15 protein-coding genes are annotated in these 14,516 nt (G+C 56.4%); 7 read left to right on the top strand and 8 right to left on the bottom strand.

Annotated elements, in window-relative coordinates:
* Window positions 1–10: 10 nt before the first annotated feature.
* Together L1071_RS05595 and L1071_RS05590 are read right to left on the bottom strand one after the other, a co-directional pair.
* Window positions 11–301, bottom strand: a complete 291-nt coding sequence (locus L1071_RS05595; protein ID WP_246969698.1) for a type II toxin-antitoxin system RelE/ParE family toxin — start codon at window positions 299–301, stop codon at window positions 11–13.
* Complete coding sequence (locus L1071_RS05590; RefSeq protein ID WP_246969696.1) at window positions 289–567, bottom strand: CopG family ribbon-helix-helix protein; 279 nt, start codon at window positions 565–567, stop codon at window positions 289–291. The genes L1071_RS05595 and L1071_RS05590 overlap by 13 nt, the downstream gene beginning before the upstream one ends.
* A 161-nt stretch (window positions 568–728) precedes the next feature.
* Between L1071_RS05590 and L1071_RS05585 the strand changes: the two genes are divergently transcribed.
* Together L1071_RS05585 and L1071_RS05580 are read left to right on the top strand one after the other, a co-directional pair.
* Complete coding sequence (locus tag L1071_RS05585) at window positions 729–1,757, top strand: CNNM domain-containing protein (protein ID WP_246969694.1); 1,029 nt, start codon at window positions 729–731, stop codon at window positions 1,755–1,757.
* 274 nt (window positions 1,758–2,031) lie between these two features.
* Entirely contained in the window at window positions 2,032–2,697 is a 666-nt protein-coding gene (locus tag L1071_RS05580; RefSeq protein ID WP_246969692.1) for a hypothetical protein, read from the top strand.
* 86 nt (window positions 2,698–2,783) lie between these two features.
* Here the strand turns inward: L1071_RS05580 and L1071_RS05575 are convergent, their stop codons facing one another.
* The 4 genes from L1071_RS05575 to L1071_RS05560 all read right to left on the bottom strand — a co-directional run bounded on the left by L1071_RS05575 (window position 2,784) and on the right by L1071_RS05560 (window position 5,998).
* Entirely contained in the window at window positions 2,784–2,987 is a 204-nt protein-coding gene (locus tag L1071_RS05575; protein ID WP_040243594.1) for a cold-shock protein, read from the bottom strand.
* Window positions 2,988–3,203: 216 nt separating this feature from the next.
* On the bottom strand, window positions 3,204–3,470 hold the full coding sequence (locus L1071_RS05570; RefSeq protein ID WP_246969689.1) for a hypothetical protein: 267 nt from the start codon (window positions 3,468–3,470) through the stop codon (window positions 3,204–3,206).
* A gap of 251 nt (window positions 3,471–3,721) precedes the next feature.
* Window positions 3,722–5,428, bottom strand: a complete 1,707-nt coding sequence (locus L1071_RS05565) for a putative bifunctional diguanylate cyclase/phosphodiesterase (RefSeq protein WP_246969687.1) — start codon at window positions 5,426–5,428, stop codon at window positions 3,722–3,724.
* Between the two features lie 327 nt (window positions 5,429–5,755).
* The gene (locus L1071_RS05560; RefSeq protein ID WP_246969684.1) at window positions 5,756–5,998 is read right to left on the bottom strand and encodes a hypothetical protein; all 243 of its coding nucleotides are present in this window, start codon (window positions 5,996–5,998) and stop codon (window positions 5,756–5,758) included.
* 553 nt (window positions 5,999–6,551) lie between these two features.
* On the opposite strand from L1071_RS05560, the gene L1071_RS05555 reads away from it, so the two are divergent.
* Entirely contained in the window at window positions 6,552–7,550 is a 999-nt protein-coding gene (locus L1071_RS05555; protein WP_246969681.1) for an AraC family transcriptional regulator, read from the top strand.
* A 122-nt stretch (window positions 7,551–7,672) separates the two neighbouring features.
* Here L1071_RS05555 and L1071_RS05550 read toward each other — a convergent pair whose 3' ends face one another.
* Window positions 7,673–8,050, bottom strand: a complete 378-nt coding sequence (locus tag L1071_RS05550; RefSeq protein ID WP_246969678.1) for a histone-like nucleoid-structuring protein, MvaT/MvaU family — start codon at window positions 8,048–8,050, stop codon at window positions 7,673–7,675.
* A 180-nt stretch (window positions 8,051–8,230) separates the two neighbouring features.
* Window positions 8,231–9,577 carry a Na+/H+ antiporter family protein gene (locus L1071_RS05545; protein WP_246969676.1) on the bottom strand — a complete coding sequence of 449 codons (1,347 nt, stop codon included), beginning with the start codon at window positions 9,575–9,577 and terminating at the stop codon, window positions 8,231–8,233.
* Between the two features lie 708 nt (window positions 9,578–10,285).
* Between L1071_RS05545 and L1071_RS05540 the strand changes: the two genes are divergently transcribed.
* From L1071_RS05540 to L1071_RS05525, 4 genes are all read left to right on the top strand, one after another.
* Window positions 10,286–11,620: a hypothetical protein gene (locus L1071_RS05540; RefSeq protein WP_246969673.1), complete on the top strand. Its 1,335-nt coding sequence runs from the start codon at window positions 10,286–10,288 to the stop codon at window positions 11,618–11,620.
* A 432-nt stretch (window positions 11,621–12,052) separates the two neighbouring features.
* Window positions 12,053–12,910 (top strand): GGDEF domain-containing protein, encoded by an 858-nt coding sequence (locus tag L1071_RS05535; RefSeq protein ID WP_246969670.1) that lies wholly within the window; start codon window positions 12,053–12,055, stop codon window positions 12,908–12,910.
* Window positions 12,911–13,113: 203 nt separating this feature from the next.
* Entirely contained in the window at window positions 13,114–13,764 is a 651-nt protein-coding gene (locus L1071_RS05530; RefSeq protein WP_246969668.1) for a hypothetical protein, read from the top strand.
* The gene (locus L1071_RS05525; protein WP_246969665.1) at window positions 13,761–14,501 is read left to right on the top strand and encodes a DUF3307 domain-containing protein; all 741 of its coding nucleotides are present in this window, start codon (window positions 13,761–13,763) and stop codon (window positions 14,499–14,501) included. The genes L1071_RS05530 and L1071_RS05525 overlap by 4 nt, the downstream gene beginning before the upstream one ends.
* Window positions 14,502–14,516: the final 15 nt, after the last annotated feature.

The raw sequence follows: 14,516 nt of genomic DNA, 5'->3' as shown, positions 1-14,516 counted from the left end.
GGGCAGCCAGCTAGAAGCCCGCTTCTTTCTGTTGACGGATGGCCAACACTACCACGGTGTCAGCGTCGACACGGTACCGGGCGATATAGTCGCTATCGCCGAAGTCAATCAGCCAATCCCGGTAGGCTTCTGGCAGGTCGTCGATTGGGCGTCCGATATGGGAATGTTCACCGAGTGCCTGGACGCCTTGGAGGATAGCCTGGGAAGCTCGCTCGGCCGCTGCGGGATTCTTCGGTTGCAAGAATTCACGCAGCCGCTCGAGGTCGCTGATCGCTGCCGGGGCGAAGATCACTTGTGGCATGTGGGAGCGGGCTCCTCATGATCCGTTCCCCAGCTATTCAGCCACTTCTCTACGTCGTCTGCAGTCGCGTGCAGGCCGGTCGCCTGGTAGTCCTCCCAAGCCCGGAGCGCATCCTGCTTGAAGGCTTCCCGGCTTTCCTCACGCACGACATACTGCTCGATGGCTTCACGCATGAGCCAGTGTGACGAGCGTCGGCGCGCATCGGCCAAGTGCTGCACCCTTCCTTTCAGATCGTCGTCGAGCTTGATGGATGTCGGGGTCGCCATGTCAGCCTCCGTGATTAAAGCTCGTAGTCAGAGGTAATACCTATAAATACCTTAGACCGCTTGGGCCTGGCTGTCGATGAAAGCAAAACGCTTCATGCATGGATTGACAGTCTTCTTCGAGACTGGATAAATACTCGCTCCATTCTTAACCAAGAGTCTTCATGGTCCTCCTTGCGGCCTTTGCCCTGCTTTCCATCGGGTTTTCGTTTCTGTGTTCCATTCTCGAGGCGGCGTTGCTGTCACTCACGCCGAGCTATATCGCGCAGTTGAAGGACGAGCGCCCGAAGCTGCACGCCTCGCTTTCCAAGCTGAAGTCCAACATCGATAGGCCGCTGGCGGCGATCCTCACGCTCAATACCATCGCGCATACCGTGGGTGCGACGGGCGTGGGCGCGCAGGTGGCGGTGGTGTTCGGCGATGCGCATGTGGCGATTGCCTCGGCAGTGATGACGCTGGCGATCCTGATACTTTCCGAGATCATCCCCAAGACCATCGGCGCGAGCTACTGGCGAGCCCTCGCCCCGCTGCTGCCGCCGATCTTGCGGGTGATGATCGTGGTGTTGACGCCGTTCATCTGGCTTTCCGAGCGGATCACCAATCGTATCGGCTCTTCGGAGAACGATGTCGACATGCGCGGCGAGATCAAGGCGCTGGCGCGTATCGGCCTGGATGAGAAGGCGCTGGACAATGACGAGGCCCGCGCTATCGTCAATATTCTCAACCTGCATGAGATTCAGGTGAAGAGCGTGATGACGCCGCGCACGGTATGCGTGGCGGTGACGCCGGATCTCAGCGTGGCGGAGTTCGATGCGCAGTTCGGCAAGATGCAGTTCACGCGCTTTCCGGTAATGGACGGCGGCGAGCAGTCGATTGGCTACATCCATAAGGCGGATACTTATCACGCCGAGGATGAGCAGACCATGAAGGCGCTGATGCACCCCATCGAGGCGCTGCACGAGACGGATAACGTGGAGCATGTCTTCACCGCGATGCTCAAGGATCACGGCCACATGCGCGTGGTGTACGACGAGCACGGCACCTGGGTGGGCTTGATCACACTGGAAGACGTGATCGAGACGATTCTCGGCCAGGATATCGTCGACGAGACGGACAACGTCGAGAACCTGCGCAAATACGCCAAGCAGCGCTGGGTGAAACGCCTCAAGCGTGACGGCAACGACGCCGGCTGATCCGCGCCCGGTTGACCTCGCGCAGAATCAACTTTTTAAAGTGACAGGCTCTATGTCTTGTTCTTAACAATTGTTATTGAAACTTAGCTGATGACATAACAAGCTATATGACCCGCGCAATAGGTAGATGTACCACGCCATTCGCGACGCACGTTTCACGCCTTTTGCTAGACTACTAACGCCAGCAACGAACGCTGTCAGACGCTCTGCGTCGATAGCGTTTATTCTTTTTCAAACAATACCATTTACTTACCACCCATAAGGAGAGCAAGGAATGCTCGAGTGGCTCAACAATAATAGCGGTGCGCTGAGCGCAATCGCGAGTTTCTGCACCCTGGGCGTGTGGCTGTTCTACGCGCAGCTGCTTTACCTGGGGTTTGCGCGCCAGCGGCGGCCGCGCATCCTCATCAACCGCGGCCGCAGCAAGTCGCCGGACGGCATGTGCCTGATCAGCAACATGAGCTCAGAAGCGATCTTCGTCACGAATGTCCTGGGTGTATTGCATACGTCCCAAGGCGAATATACCTGCGATCTAACCGACTACACGCGGTCGGATGACAGCGGAGAAGAAAGTAGCGAGGAAAGTGCCACGCGCCAAGGCCCACTCGCCTCGGGCGACTATCATCAGGTGTGCTCGTTCAGGGAGATCATCGATCACATCGCCGAGGGGCACAATCTCGATATCGACCGGAACACGCTGACGCTCGATGATGAAATGCTGAGGATGCTGGAGATCCGGCTGATCGCGATCTACGGCAGCGAGAATCGCCCGCTGGGAGCCTACCGTTGCTTCATGCTGGAAAAGGCGGAGCTCGACCCCAACGTCAAAAATCAGGGCTGCCTGATCGTGCCGACGTCGTTCGATACCTACCGCGTGTCGCGTCGCTGGCATCAGAAGCGTATACGCCAATGGCTGGAGTCACTACCGAGCAGTCGTTGATCATCCGCCACCCAAAACGTAACAGGGCCCGCCGAAGCGGGCCCTGCTATGCGAAACCTTGGAGGTTTCGAATCAAGCGAGTGAGATCACTCAGGCTTGATATTAGAGGCCTGAAGGCCTTTCTTGCCCTGGGTGACGTCAAAAGAGACTTTTTGACCGTCTTGCAGGGACTTGAAACCTTCAGCCTGAATTTCGGAGAAGTGGGCAAAGAGGTCGTCGCCGCCGTCGTCCGGAGAAATGAAGCCGAAACCTTTAGCGTCGTTAAACCACTTAACTGTACCAGTTGCCATTTTCAATATCCTTTGCGCTTTCAATTGCCGGGTATTTACCCGAGTTGCAGTGGGTAAAACAAATTAGCGATACACCAGGCTCTCGAAAACATCGATTACTACTGCGGTATGCCACTTGCTAACCTACTGAGCTAAGCTTGGACCTTTGTGGGGGCGCTGTCAACACTTTCTCTTCGTATCTTCTCAGCGCGCCAGTGACGCGCCCCAGCAGGTGTTTCACTGTGCCCCGCGTGACGTGTGACGCAGCTCGACGATGGTGCGCAACAACGTGGCAACGCTTCGACTGGACTGGCTGTACTCGTTCATCAGCGCCTGCAAGCGCTCCTCGAACGGCGGCTCTTGAGGTTCGGCCTCTGCATTGCTTGCCCCGCCGCCATCGAGCTCCTGTAGAGCCGTGGCGAAGGCGTCATCGAGTTCACGAAACTTGCGGAGTTTTTCACGCTCGTCCATTTGGCGTGACGAGGCTTGGCGATTGTTTTTCATGGAAATATTGAAATCACGATGTAACGGTTCAAAAACGTAATAGCACGCCTTCGGTGAGGTTCACCGGAGACGCTCGACGTACGGCAACGAGTCGCGCGGATAGGTAACGCGGGAAAAACGATCTTTCTGAATAGGCGATGTGAATCGCTTGGCATCGACTCGGCCCAGCATTATAGATGATGCCGAATCTGCGAAGTTCAATCCCTGCGGTATTTTATATACTCCGCGCCCACCGAATTGGCGTACAAACCCTAGCGCGCGCGTGCGGTGCGCGCTGGCAGCGTTTCTTGGTGCTGAGATAGCCGCCACAGGAAAGACTCGACGGGCCTCGGCCTTCCCAATAGATAGCCTTGGCCAATGGGGCAACCCAGCCCGCGCAAGACATCCATCTGCTCCTGAGTTTCTATCCCTTCGGCGACGACAGTCAACCCTAGCCCCCGCGCCAGATCGATGATGCCCTTTACCAGCAACTGGCTGCGCTCGTCGTCGGCGATGGCATCGATATAAACCTTATCGAGTTTGACTTTGGTGAACGGCAATTCCTTGAGAAACCGCAGCGAGGTATAGCCGGCCCCGAAGTCGTCCAGTACCAGCCTGAAGCCGTGCAGACGTAAGGTGCGCATGATTTGGCGGACCTGGGAAAGGTCCTGTGTGGCGACATGCTCGGTGACCTCCAGCTCGATACATTGCGGGGGGACGCCGTAATGCTTGCAGCGCGCCAGCAGCCAGTCGGTGAATCGGTGGTCATCGAAATGGCGTATCGACAGGTTGATCGCCCACACCAGGCGCTGCGTCTGCGGCAGTTCGTAGCGCGCCAGCCAGGCGAGCATGGTGTCGAAGACTTTTTCGTCCAGCGGCACGATCTGGTGGCTGGCTTCGGCCACGGGAATGAATTCACCCGGCGAGATAGTGCCGAAGGTGGCGTGCTGCCAACGAATCAAGGCTTCAGCGCCTACCAGTTGCCGAGTGGCAAGACGGTATTGGGGTTGCAGATACAGCTCGAAGAACGGCGTTTCTTGCTCCATTGCATCGGCCAGCGTCTCCGCCAGGAACCGCCGACGCTCGGCGGTCTTGAGCAGGTCGAGCTTGAATAGCTGCGGCTCGGCACCGGTACTGGCCAGTACCTGGTCGGCGGCATCCTGCGCGGCTTGCAACAGCGCCATGGGTGTCTTGCCATGCTCGGGCGACACGGCAATCCCGATGCGCGGCTCAAGCCGATGCGGCACACCATGAACCTCAATGGGCGCGTAGAGCAGCTCTTGATAACGCGCCGCCATGGCCAAGGGGGCTGGTGCGCCGGTGGCCATGACCACGAAGACGTCGTCCGAGAGTCGCGCCGGATAACACACGCCGCCACAGGTATCACGCAGGCGCTCGGCGATGGCCTGTGCCGCCAGATCGGCGCATTCGACCCCGAACTGGGCGCGCAGGTGGCGCAAGTCATCGAACGCCAGGTAATAAAGCGAGACGGCGTAGACGTCGTCCATGAAGCGTTGCATCCGCTGTTCGAGCAACACCCTCCCCGGTAGATCGGTCACCCTGTCGTTACGCAGCGCTAGACGCTTCAAGCGGCGCTTGCGCTCGCGCCACCGCGCCAGCCAGATGGCGAGCACTGCCATGACCAGCGCGGCCAACGCCAGGGCGAAAGCTCGCCAGGTCCATTGACGCTGAGCGACGACCGCGTCGGGCGACTCCAATGCCAACCAGGCATCGCTGAGCCGCGGTGAATCCACCCGACGTGCACTGGCCACGACTGCGTCGCGCACATCGCCCAACAGGGCACCATCACTTTGCAGCGAAATCTGACTGGGCACCACGATCATCGCGGTGGGCGTGGTAGCAGACGGTACTGGAGCGTCATCCTCGGCCGCTCCTGCCCCCTCCAGCGGCAGGAGCGCCAGTACAAGGAGATACCATAGCCAAGGCTTGGCCTTGGTCTTGTCGATGCCCTTTAGCATGCGTGCAGCCTCCTGCCATCGAGATGAAACCCGCCATCCTTTTCCCCGAGTCACTACTTAGCATAGACGTCGGTGGCGCCTCTGATCCTCGTCAATCGAAAAAGATGCTGGCAGTCGTTTTCAAGGGATCTGGCGTGCCCGGTATGCTGATGCCAAATAGGTTCAAGATAGGAAGCGGAAAGTCAGCTTGAACGCAGATCGTCAGCAACCCTTCTTCAAACGTGGGGGGCATCCTTACAAAATCGGGTATTGAAGCGAGCGAGCCAACTATCATCTTTTTGTGTGCCATCCTCACCGGTAATTAAACCTAGCTCCGTGAGGCGATCTTCAAGCTTTTCCATATCCGGCACCCAGCAATTCGGCATCCACACCATTGAGGCTCAATCCCAGGGCGCTGAGCAGCTGGTCGATTAACGGTGCCAAGATATTGTCGAGCCCCGCCGTAAGTGCTGACAGCAAGTCGCCGGGCCGCACGGGCACGGCATTGCCGGATAACACGCCGATCAGGTCATCGAGTGTCGTGTCCACCTTGCCCGGGCCAATGGCGTTATCAGCGGATTGCAGCGCCACGAGTGCGCGTTGTTACCGCCCCCGTTGTTGTCACCCATGTCAGGACCATCGCCCGTAGCACCATCCATGGGCTGAGACTTGGAGGAACTACCACTGCAACCGCTCAGGACCAGTACCAAATACGACCGTTGTTAGTGCCGGTATTTTGAGTTTCCCAAGCATCTCGACCTCCATTAATTATCGTTTACTACCTACGGTTTTTCGTGTAGCGGCTGCTAGAGCATTGACCCTCATATTGCTCACTTCGACCGCCTCTCATCTTTAAAATGAATGAGATTTCGTCTCATTTACGTAGGAGGTATCCGAAATAAAAGACAGACCCCCTTTACATGCATTTCTTTTTATTCGCACCCCCTCCATGGCCTAAAAAATGCTATAAAAAACTGTTTTTTATATAAATATTCAGCGCAATTTATATATTTTCCTTCAACACCCCCTCCTTTTTAAGATAAAGGAAGCCATTTTCGCCTTCTTTACAAAAAAGCAAACCTCAAAATTAACTATTGGTTACATAAAAAAATATTCTAAACAACAGGTCCTTTTGGTTTTATTTTTGTACTATCTTTTACCTGTTTTGCATACTAGGGTTCTCATCCTTCCGGGCTTTGCAATTCCAGTCATCTTCTCGATATTTACAAGTTGTGTAGGCAATAACTTACAAATAAAGCCGCAAAAAAACCAAGGGGAATCATTTATGGCAGCGTATGAGACACCGTTATCGACCAGCCTCAATACCATGCGAGCCGCCGAGATATGGCTGCATGAGCGGTCAGGCGATAGCCCATCGATCAGTGAGCTGGCCAATTACCTGGGATATTCGGAAGCGCAGATACGGCGTAACTTCAACCGCTTCTTCGGTATCTCACCCGGGCGATATCGTGACTCGGTACGGTTGGAACGCGCTGCTCTGCTGCTATGTCGCACGCCGATGCAGGTGCTCGATGTCGCCATCAGCTGCGGATATCGCAGTCATGCCATTTTCACACGGGCCTTTCATGGCTACTTCGGCGTCTCGCCCAGCGATTATCGACGCCGCTTCCACGACCGCTTGTACGATACGGTGTCACGGCGCGCCCCTGAGGCGTTGACGGTCGAGATACGGCCCGAGGCACGCTGTTTTTTGACGCGGCATTACGGCAATGTACCGATAAGCGAACACCCCAGCTTGTGGCACTACTACGCACAACGATGGCGACATTCTTTGAGAGGATGCGAGGTTTTGAGGACCTGGATATATCACGACGATCCGAATATAACGCCCGCGAGCAGGGTCCGCATCGACTTCGGCTTCAAGGTCGAAGGCAACTGTATGACACCTCCGGCAATGGCATTTAGACAGGTCTGCATTCCTGCCAGACGGCAGGTCAAGATGCGTGTGGCGAGGAGGGAGAACATCGCTGGCGCATTTGCTTATCTGCTGTACGAATGGTTACCGACGCATGATGAATGGTTGAGTGGTGAACCCGTCATCGTGACGTGGCGGGAAAGCTCGTCATCATATTCGCGGCTCGAGAGCTTTGAGCTGGAGGTGCCGCTCTTGACGGTTCATTAGCTCGCCAGCACGTCCAGGAGCAAATAAAAAAGGCTGATGCTCTAAAGCATCAGCCTTTTCTGGAGAATACGCTTAGCGTACTTAACGCGCTTTCACTGGAAAGCGCTTACCCCAAAGAACGTTCAGTCCTCGACGCGCACCAACCAAGACTCGACGGTCTCGTTGCCGTGCTGATCTTTCCACGCCTTGAGCGTCTTTTGATTACCACCCCGTGTTTCTACCACTTCACCGGTATTGGGGTTCTTGTAGATCTTCAGCTTGCGCTTGCGGCGTCCGCCGGTGCTCGCCTGAGACGACGCTGCAGGACGAGAATCCGGCTGCGGGTCGAGCAGTTCGATAACGGCCGCAGGCGTCTTGTCGTACTCTTTCATCAAGGTTTCGAGCTTTTCCTTGAATTCTAGCTCTGATGTCAGGCGCTGGTCCTGCTCCAGCTGCTGCAACTCTTCGCTGAGTTGCTTTAGCAGCTGTTCCTTTTTCATGTACTCGCTCAACAGAGACATTCTGTACCTCTAGACAGTTGGGATGTGTTCATATTATCGCTACTTATTCGCTTATTGCCAAGTCCTGTATTTCTTTTTTATTTAACCTGTCGCAAGCTTGGACCTCCCAAGATGCCTTATGCGCCTTCAAGCAAGTTCGGCGACACCACACGCTTTCCCTTAAAAGAGACAGGCATCCATTTAAAGCCACATTGCCGCCAACCACCCGAACACAATGAGCGGGATATTGTAATGAATGAAGGTGGGGACGACCGAGTCCCAGATATGGTCGTGCTGGCGGTCGACATTGAGCCCCGAGGTCGGCCCCAGCGTCGAGTCGGACGCCGGCGAGCCGGCATCGCCCAGCGCAGCAGCGGTGCCCACCAGGGCCACCGTGGCCATGGGCGAGAAGCCGAATTGCATGGCCAGCGGGACGTAAATCGCGGCGATGATAGGAATCGTCGAGAACGACGAGCCGATCCCCAGCGTTATGAACAAGCCAACCAACAGCATGAGCAACGCGGCGAGCCCTTGATTGTCACCGATAATGGCGAAGGCGTTTTCGACCAGCGTATCGATATCCCCCGTGGCCTGCATGACCGAGGCAAACCCCGCCGCCGTGATCATGATAAAGCCGATAAGCGCCATCATGCGCATTCCGCTGGTGAAAAGATCATCGGCTTCTCGCCACTTGAAGATGCCGCCCAACGACAACAAGGCAAAACCCACGAGCCCGCCCATGATCATCGAGCCACTATACAATTGAATCGATAAGGCAGCGACGATGGCCACGACGGCCATGACCAGCCCACGTGTATGAAGCGTCACTTCACTGGCGTGATGTGGAGCATTGCTAGCGGCAACATCGCGCGCTTCATAATCACGCGGCTTGCGATAGGAATAAAACACGGCCACCAAAAGGCCCAGCGCCATACCCGCCACCGGAATTCCCATGGCGAGCGGTACCATGCCACGCGTTACCTCGAGCCCTACGGCCTCGCCTGCCGAATTGATATTGGCCAATAGAATATCGTTGAGGAAGATTGCCCCGAACCCGACTGGCAACAGCATATAAGGTGCCGTCAGACCAAAGGTCAGCACGCACGCCACCATGCGTCGATCCAAACGCAGGGGATTCATGATCTTGAGTAGCGGCGGAACCAAAATGGGAATGAAGGCGATATGTACGGGGATCAGGTTCTGCGAGGAAATCGCCACTAATAGCAAGGCCACGAGCAGGATGTATTTCACCGCCGATTGGCGTTTATATGACGCCTCGTGCCCAAGCAGACGAATCAAGCGCTGAGCCAACAAGTCGGGAAGTCCTGAGCGTGAAATCGCCACGGCGAATGCCCCTAGCGTTGCGTAGGCCAGCGCCACCTTGGCACCGCCTCCCACGCCATCGTTGAATGCGGCCAGCGTGTCCTCAAGCCCCAGACCACCGACTAGGCCACCCACCAAGGCGCCCACAATAAGCGCAAACACTACCGATACTCGCGCCAAGGCGAGCCCCACCATGACCAGAACGGCCAAAATAACCGCGTTCATTGCCGTGTTCCCGTTGAGTGTGTTGTATGAAAAGAGCGAGATACTAACAGAAGTGGCCACCGGAAGCGGCCATCGAAAGTCGCCATGAAAACGTCACATCCGCGACGCGATATTGTCATAGAGATGCCTTACAACGGGCGGTGACAGTCAGTGGTTAAGCAAACCATTGCTTGTCAGACAAGGGACACTGTCGTTAAGCGCGTCAGGGAGGCATGCTGAGCGAGGAAGCTCACAGGAACCGGCAAAGCACCGGTGTGTCAGGAAGACACCAAGGGAGCGCGGACTATTACGCCATGGCCGGAATCACCAGCCATGGCGTTTTTATATGCTGAAAAGGATCACACGGGCGCGCAACGTCATCTCACGATCCCCCACCCCTTCCGAAGTGCTTTCCAAGTCCTTCATAAGCGTCTATGCCGGGATCCCCCGGCCATTCCATAACACCTGTTTATGTAAGGGCAAGTTTTCGGTATGATGCCCCCCATAATGAAAAATAAAGAGAATTCAGGGAACTTTTGAACCGCATCCCACTACATGGTTTGCCTCGCATGGACGCCACCCTCATTCGCAGGGTGGATGTGCCTTTGTGCACCCCAAGAGCAAGGGGGCATGTGATACCCGGTTCGATGTTTCCTTGACGTCAGTTCGCAAGGGCGATCCCGCCCATCCGACGACTCACGACCCTAAGCAGGAAACGGAGAAAATAAAGTGGCACAACTATCATTCAAGGCAGCCGGCCTCGCCATGGGCGTTACCGGCACACTGGCTTTTGCTGCACCGGCATTGGCACAACAAGACACCGAGGCCATGCAACGTCAGTTGGATGCCCTGCGCGCGCAAGTCGAGCGCATGGAGCAGCAACTAGACGCCCAACAGTCGACCGCGACCGCCGACAGCAGCCAGGCAACCTCGCAGACGCGTGACCTCGCCGAGGAAAATCGCTCGCTGATCGACTCGATCCAGAATTCTCAGTTCAGCGGTACGCTGCAATTGAAAGGCGTCTATAACGACTGGGACGAAGTCGACAAGGACACCGCCGGCGATATGGACTTCGGCAAGTTCACCCTCGGCGTCGACGGCCAGCACGGCAACTTCCTATATTCGTTCGAGTATCGCTTCTACGACGGCTATCAGTTCCTCAAGAAGGGCTGGATGGGTTACCAGGCCAGCGACAACGACACCGTCAAGGTGGGTCTGGTCCAGACGCCGTTCGGCAACATGGATTACGGCTACCTGGGCTGGTACGGCAACCTGCCTTACCTGGCCGGTTTCAACGACAACCAGAACGCGGGTATCAAGTGGGATCATACCCAGGGCGCCTGGGACACCTCGCTGGCCTTCTTCAAGAGCGACCAGTTGGGTGATGGCGACGAGCACTACGGTGCCAATGCTGTCGCTGATCCGAGTAATCCGGTTGGTGATAGCCCCCAAGGCAATTCCGCCGAGAACCAGCTTGCCGGCCGTGTCGCTTACACCTTCGGCCAGGGCACCGACTACACCACCGAGATCAACTTCTCGGCCAAAGGCGGTCAGCTCTACAACAAGCAGACCAACGACAGTGGCAGCAACTGGCAGGCCGCCGTGGGCTTGAACGGCAGCTATGGCAACTGGCTTACACAACTGCAGGCCACCGCCTACGAATACGACGCCGAGAACCCGGCTGAGTCTACTACCGGGGTTTCCGATGACGTTCTTGAGATTGGCGCATTCGGCTTCAGCTATCTGATCCCCGCCGAAGGCCAGATGTATTCCGCCAGCGTGGGCTACAGCATGAACGTCGACTGGGGTGACATCGACAATGTCTACTTCTACAACGACTTCAGCTATATCAGCCCTGAAGGCGACTATACGCCAGTCAATGGCGGCTTCGGCGACAGTGTCGACGACCCGATGCTCAACGACTTGGGCATGAAGGTCACCGCAGGGCCTTACTACGCCTGGTTCAGCGTCGTTTCCAACAAGAACGGACTCAACTACTTCGGTTCACCAGTCGATGATGGCTGGCATACCAGCCTGCAGACCAACTTCGGTCTCAACTTCTAAGCAACACGTCTTGACTAGCTGACGTTTTATTGCCCCGCTCCCCAGGAGTGGGGCTTTTTATGTCCTGAATTCAACGAATACGTGCGCCACCTGCCGTGACAGGGAATGCAGCATGCCGCTTGGCAGCGCACTGACCCGGACGCCTCCATTCCATTTTGCGAACAAAACCTAGCCTTTATTAAATCGAAACTTTAAAAGATAACCGATACTTCAATACTTGGTTGATCTTACACCACTTTCAAACGATTGCTTCAGCTGATGTAAGTCAACTTACAGGAAATTAATTTTATTTTACTTATAAGATAACTTTATTTACATTACCTAACTGTTTAGACTAACCGCTTCATCAAAACGGCATGTAAACCAATGTCTATAATAGCGATGCAGGGAAAACATACACTTATATTCAAGGGCCGATGGGCGCGCCTGAGTGTGTTGGCCTTCACGGTCAGCGGCCTGCTCGGCGGGGTGATCGGTGTGTCACAGTGGCCTTGGCCCATGCAGGTCATCGCGCTACTACTGCTGGTATCGCTGACTTCAGGCTGGGTGCTTCTAAGGATAGATCGGGACTTTTTGCACCCCATGCGGCGGCTCTCGGAACATGCGCGTCGACTACATGAAGGTGACAATACCCACCTTATGATGACGACCTACCTCACCGAACGCCACGATGAAGTCGGCGAGTTGGCACGCCAGTTTCAGCACTTGGTTGAGGATCTCAAGACACACAATGCCCAGTTGCTGGAACAATCGCTGATCGATCCGCTCACGGGGTTGGGCAATCGCCGTATGCTGGAAAATCGCCTGGATGTCTCGCTTCCCCTGTCACGCCGACTCGACTGCACGGTGTCGGTGCTGATGATCGATGTCGACCATTTCAAGCCTTATAACGACTATTATGGCCATCCTGCCGGCGATGAATGCCTGGTGCAGATCTCCGGTGTATTACGCGATACCTTCCGCCGTGAAACGGATATCGTCGTGCGTCTGGGCGGCGAGGAATTTCTCGTCTTGCTCATCGACACTTCCAGTCAAGAGGCCTGGCGCCTGGCCGACGCCATGCGTGGCATGATCCAGGCCATGGCTATCCCACATGAGTACTCGCCCACCGTCGATGTCGTGACCGTCAGCGTGGGGGTCGTGACCAGCCCACCCGGCGTCAGCGCGGATATCGATGCCATGATTGCCTGTGCCGATGAAGCCCTTTACGCCTGTAAGGCCCAAGGCCGCAACACCACCCAGGCCCGCATGCTTTCGTCCCCCGCCGAAGCGATTGAAGCTCACGTCTGATAGCACCATGATCAAACCCCGCAAGGTTTCCCCCACATGGTGGGGCCTTGCGGGGTTGGCATGCCTTTAATACTGTATATAATTACAGCATCAAAGGCATCAGATCTGACGCCGCTAAAATTGACTTATTTTACGATTATATGGATTTATAGAATTATTAAACTATTATTGCCATATATCGTATTAAAAGGCGATCAAAACACATGGATGACATACCGCTGGGTGTGCTGACCGGCGACATCGTCGGGTCACGCCGTATCAATGACCACACGCAGCTCGATCAGGCGCTCGAGAGCGCACTAGGGCTCCTCGAATCGCACTACGGGGCGCGCGTGGACCGCTACCGAGGCGATGGCTTTCAAGTCGCCTTGCGCTCACCCGCGCAGGCCATGACGGCCGCCGTACTGACCCGTGCCGCATTGATACGTCACTCGCCTTCACGCCGCGAGACTTGGGACGCCCGCATCGCAGTAGCCATCGGCTGGGGGGATTTACCCGAGACGGGGCGTTTCGCGTCGGCCAATGGCGAGGTTTACGTGCGCTCCGGCCAGACCCTGGACGCCTTAAGCGAGGGCGATACGCGCTTTGCGCTGTCATTGCCCGCGCCCGATGACACCCTGGCCCTGTTGACCCGCTTCGCCGATGACGTCATCCAGGGCTGGACCCATAACGCCGCCGAAGTGATGTACTGGCAGTTGCAACACGGCGAAACCCAAAAGGCCCTGGCCCAACGGCTCGGACGCACGCAACCGACAATTCATCAACGCCTGCACGCCGCGCGTTGGCCGCTGATCGAGGAATATCTCGCGCATATCGGCCAGCGCATCGCCACCATCTTGGAGGCTCCGCGATGATCGGTTCGCCCTTGACCACGCTATTGCTGTTACTGATCGCGCACCTGGCCGGTGACTTTCTGCTCCAGAGCGCTGCCTGGGTTCGTGACAAGAACGCGCATCACCAGCGTTCCCGAGCCCTTTACTTGCATGCCGGCGTGCATGGCGCATTGGCCTGGCTGGTACTGCTGTGCTCTCAGCCCCTTGCCATCGCCTTGTTGGGGGCGGCTTTCATAGCCATCACGCATCTCGTCATCGACGCTCTCAAGAGCCACGCCCCGGTCGAGCGCGTGCGTTACTTCGTCATCGACCAGGCCTTACATATCGCCGTGCTCGTCATCGCCTGGGCATGGCTGGTCGGTGACGGTGCCTGGCTCGGCCACGCCATCGCGTGGCTATTGCAGCCTCGGACTCTATTGGTGGCCTTGGCGTATTTGATCGTCATGCGGCCGTTCTCGATTCTCATCGCCCTGATCATGCGTCGTTGGAGCCATGGCGTGGACAATAGCGGCACGCTCGCCGACGCGGGCGCGCGGATCGGTATGCTCGAGCGGTTCCTGGTGCTGACGTTCGTGCTCGCCGATCAGCTCGTGCCCATCGGCTTCCTGCTGGCTGCTAAATCGGTATTGCGTTTCGGTGATCTACGTGAGGATCGCGACCGCAAGCTCACCGAGTACGTCCTGCTGGGCACCATGCTGAGCTTCTCGTTGACGCTCACGCTGGGCATACTGATCGCCCATTGGTATGCCGCCTTGTAGCCCTGAAATACGCCA

Source organism: Chromohalobacter sarecensis (assembly GCF_023061135.1).
Taxonomy (GTDB): domain Bacteria; phylum Pseudomonadota; class Gammaproteobacteria; order Pseudomonadales; family Halomonadaceae; genus Chromohalobacter; species Chromohalobacter sarecensis.
The sequence above is the reverse complement of the archived record's forward strand: the minus strand, read 5'-3'. Positions and strand labels throughout refer to the sequence as shown.

Excerpts from the sequence above, each read along its gene's own strand:
- L1071_RS05595 (WP_246969698.1), bottom strand. The coding sequence starts at position 301 with ATGCCACAAGTGATCTTCGCCCCGGCAGCGATCAGCGACCTCGAGCGG.
- L1071_RS05590 (WP_246969696.1), bottom strand. The coding sequence starts at position 567 with ATGGCGACCCCGACATCCATCAAGCTCGACGACGATCTGAAAGGAAGG.
- L1071_RS05585 (WP_246969694.1), top strand. The coding sequence starts at position 729 with ATGGTCCTCCTTGCGGCCTTTGCCCTGCTTTCCATCGGGTTTTCGTTT.
- L1071_RS05580 (WP_246969692.1), top strand. The coding sequence starts at position 2,032 with ATGCTCGAGTGGCTCAACAATAATAGCGGTGCGCTGAGCGCAATCGCG.
- L1071_RS05575 (WP_040243594.1), bottom strand. The coding sequence starts at position 2,987 with ATGGCAACTGGTACAGTTAAGTGGTTTAACGACGCTAAAGGTTTCGGC.
- L1071_RS05570 (WP_246969689.1), bottom strand. The coding sequence starts at position 3,470 with ATGAAAAACAATCGCCAAGCCTCGTCACGCCAAATGGACGAGCGTGAA.
- L1071_RS05565 (WP_246969687.1), bottom strand. The coding sequence starts at position 5,428 with ATGCTAAAGGGCATCGACAAGACCAAGGCCAAGCCTTGGCTATGGTAT.
- L1071_RS05550 (WP_246969678.1), bottom strand. The coding sequence starts at position 8,050 with ATGTCTCTGTTGAGCGAGTACATGAAAAAGGAACAGCTGCTAAAGCAA.
- L1071_RS05545 (WP_246969676.1), bottom strand. The coding sequence starts at position 9,577 with ATGAACGCGGTTATTTTGGCCGTTCTGGTCATGGTGGGGCTCGCCTTG.
- L1071_RS05530 (WP_246969668.1), top strand. The coding sequence starts at position 13,114 with ATGGATGACATACCGCTGGGTGTGCTGACCGGCGACATCGTCGGGTCA.
- L1071_RS05525 (WP_246969665.1), top strand. The coding sequence starts at position 13,761 with ATGATCGGTTCGCCCTTGACCACGCTATTGCTGTTACTGATCGCGCAC.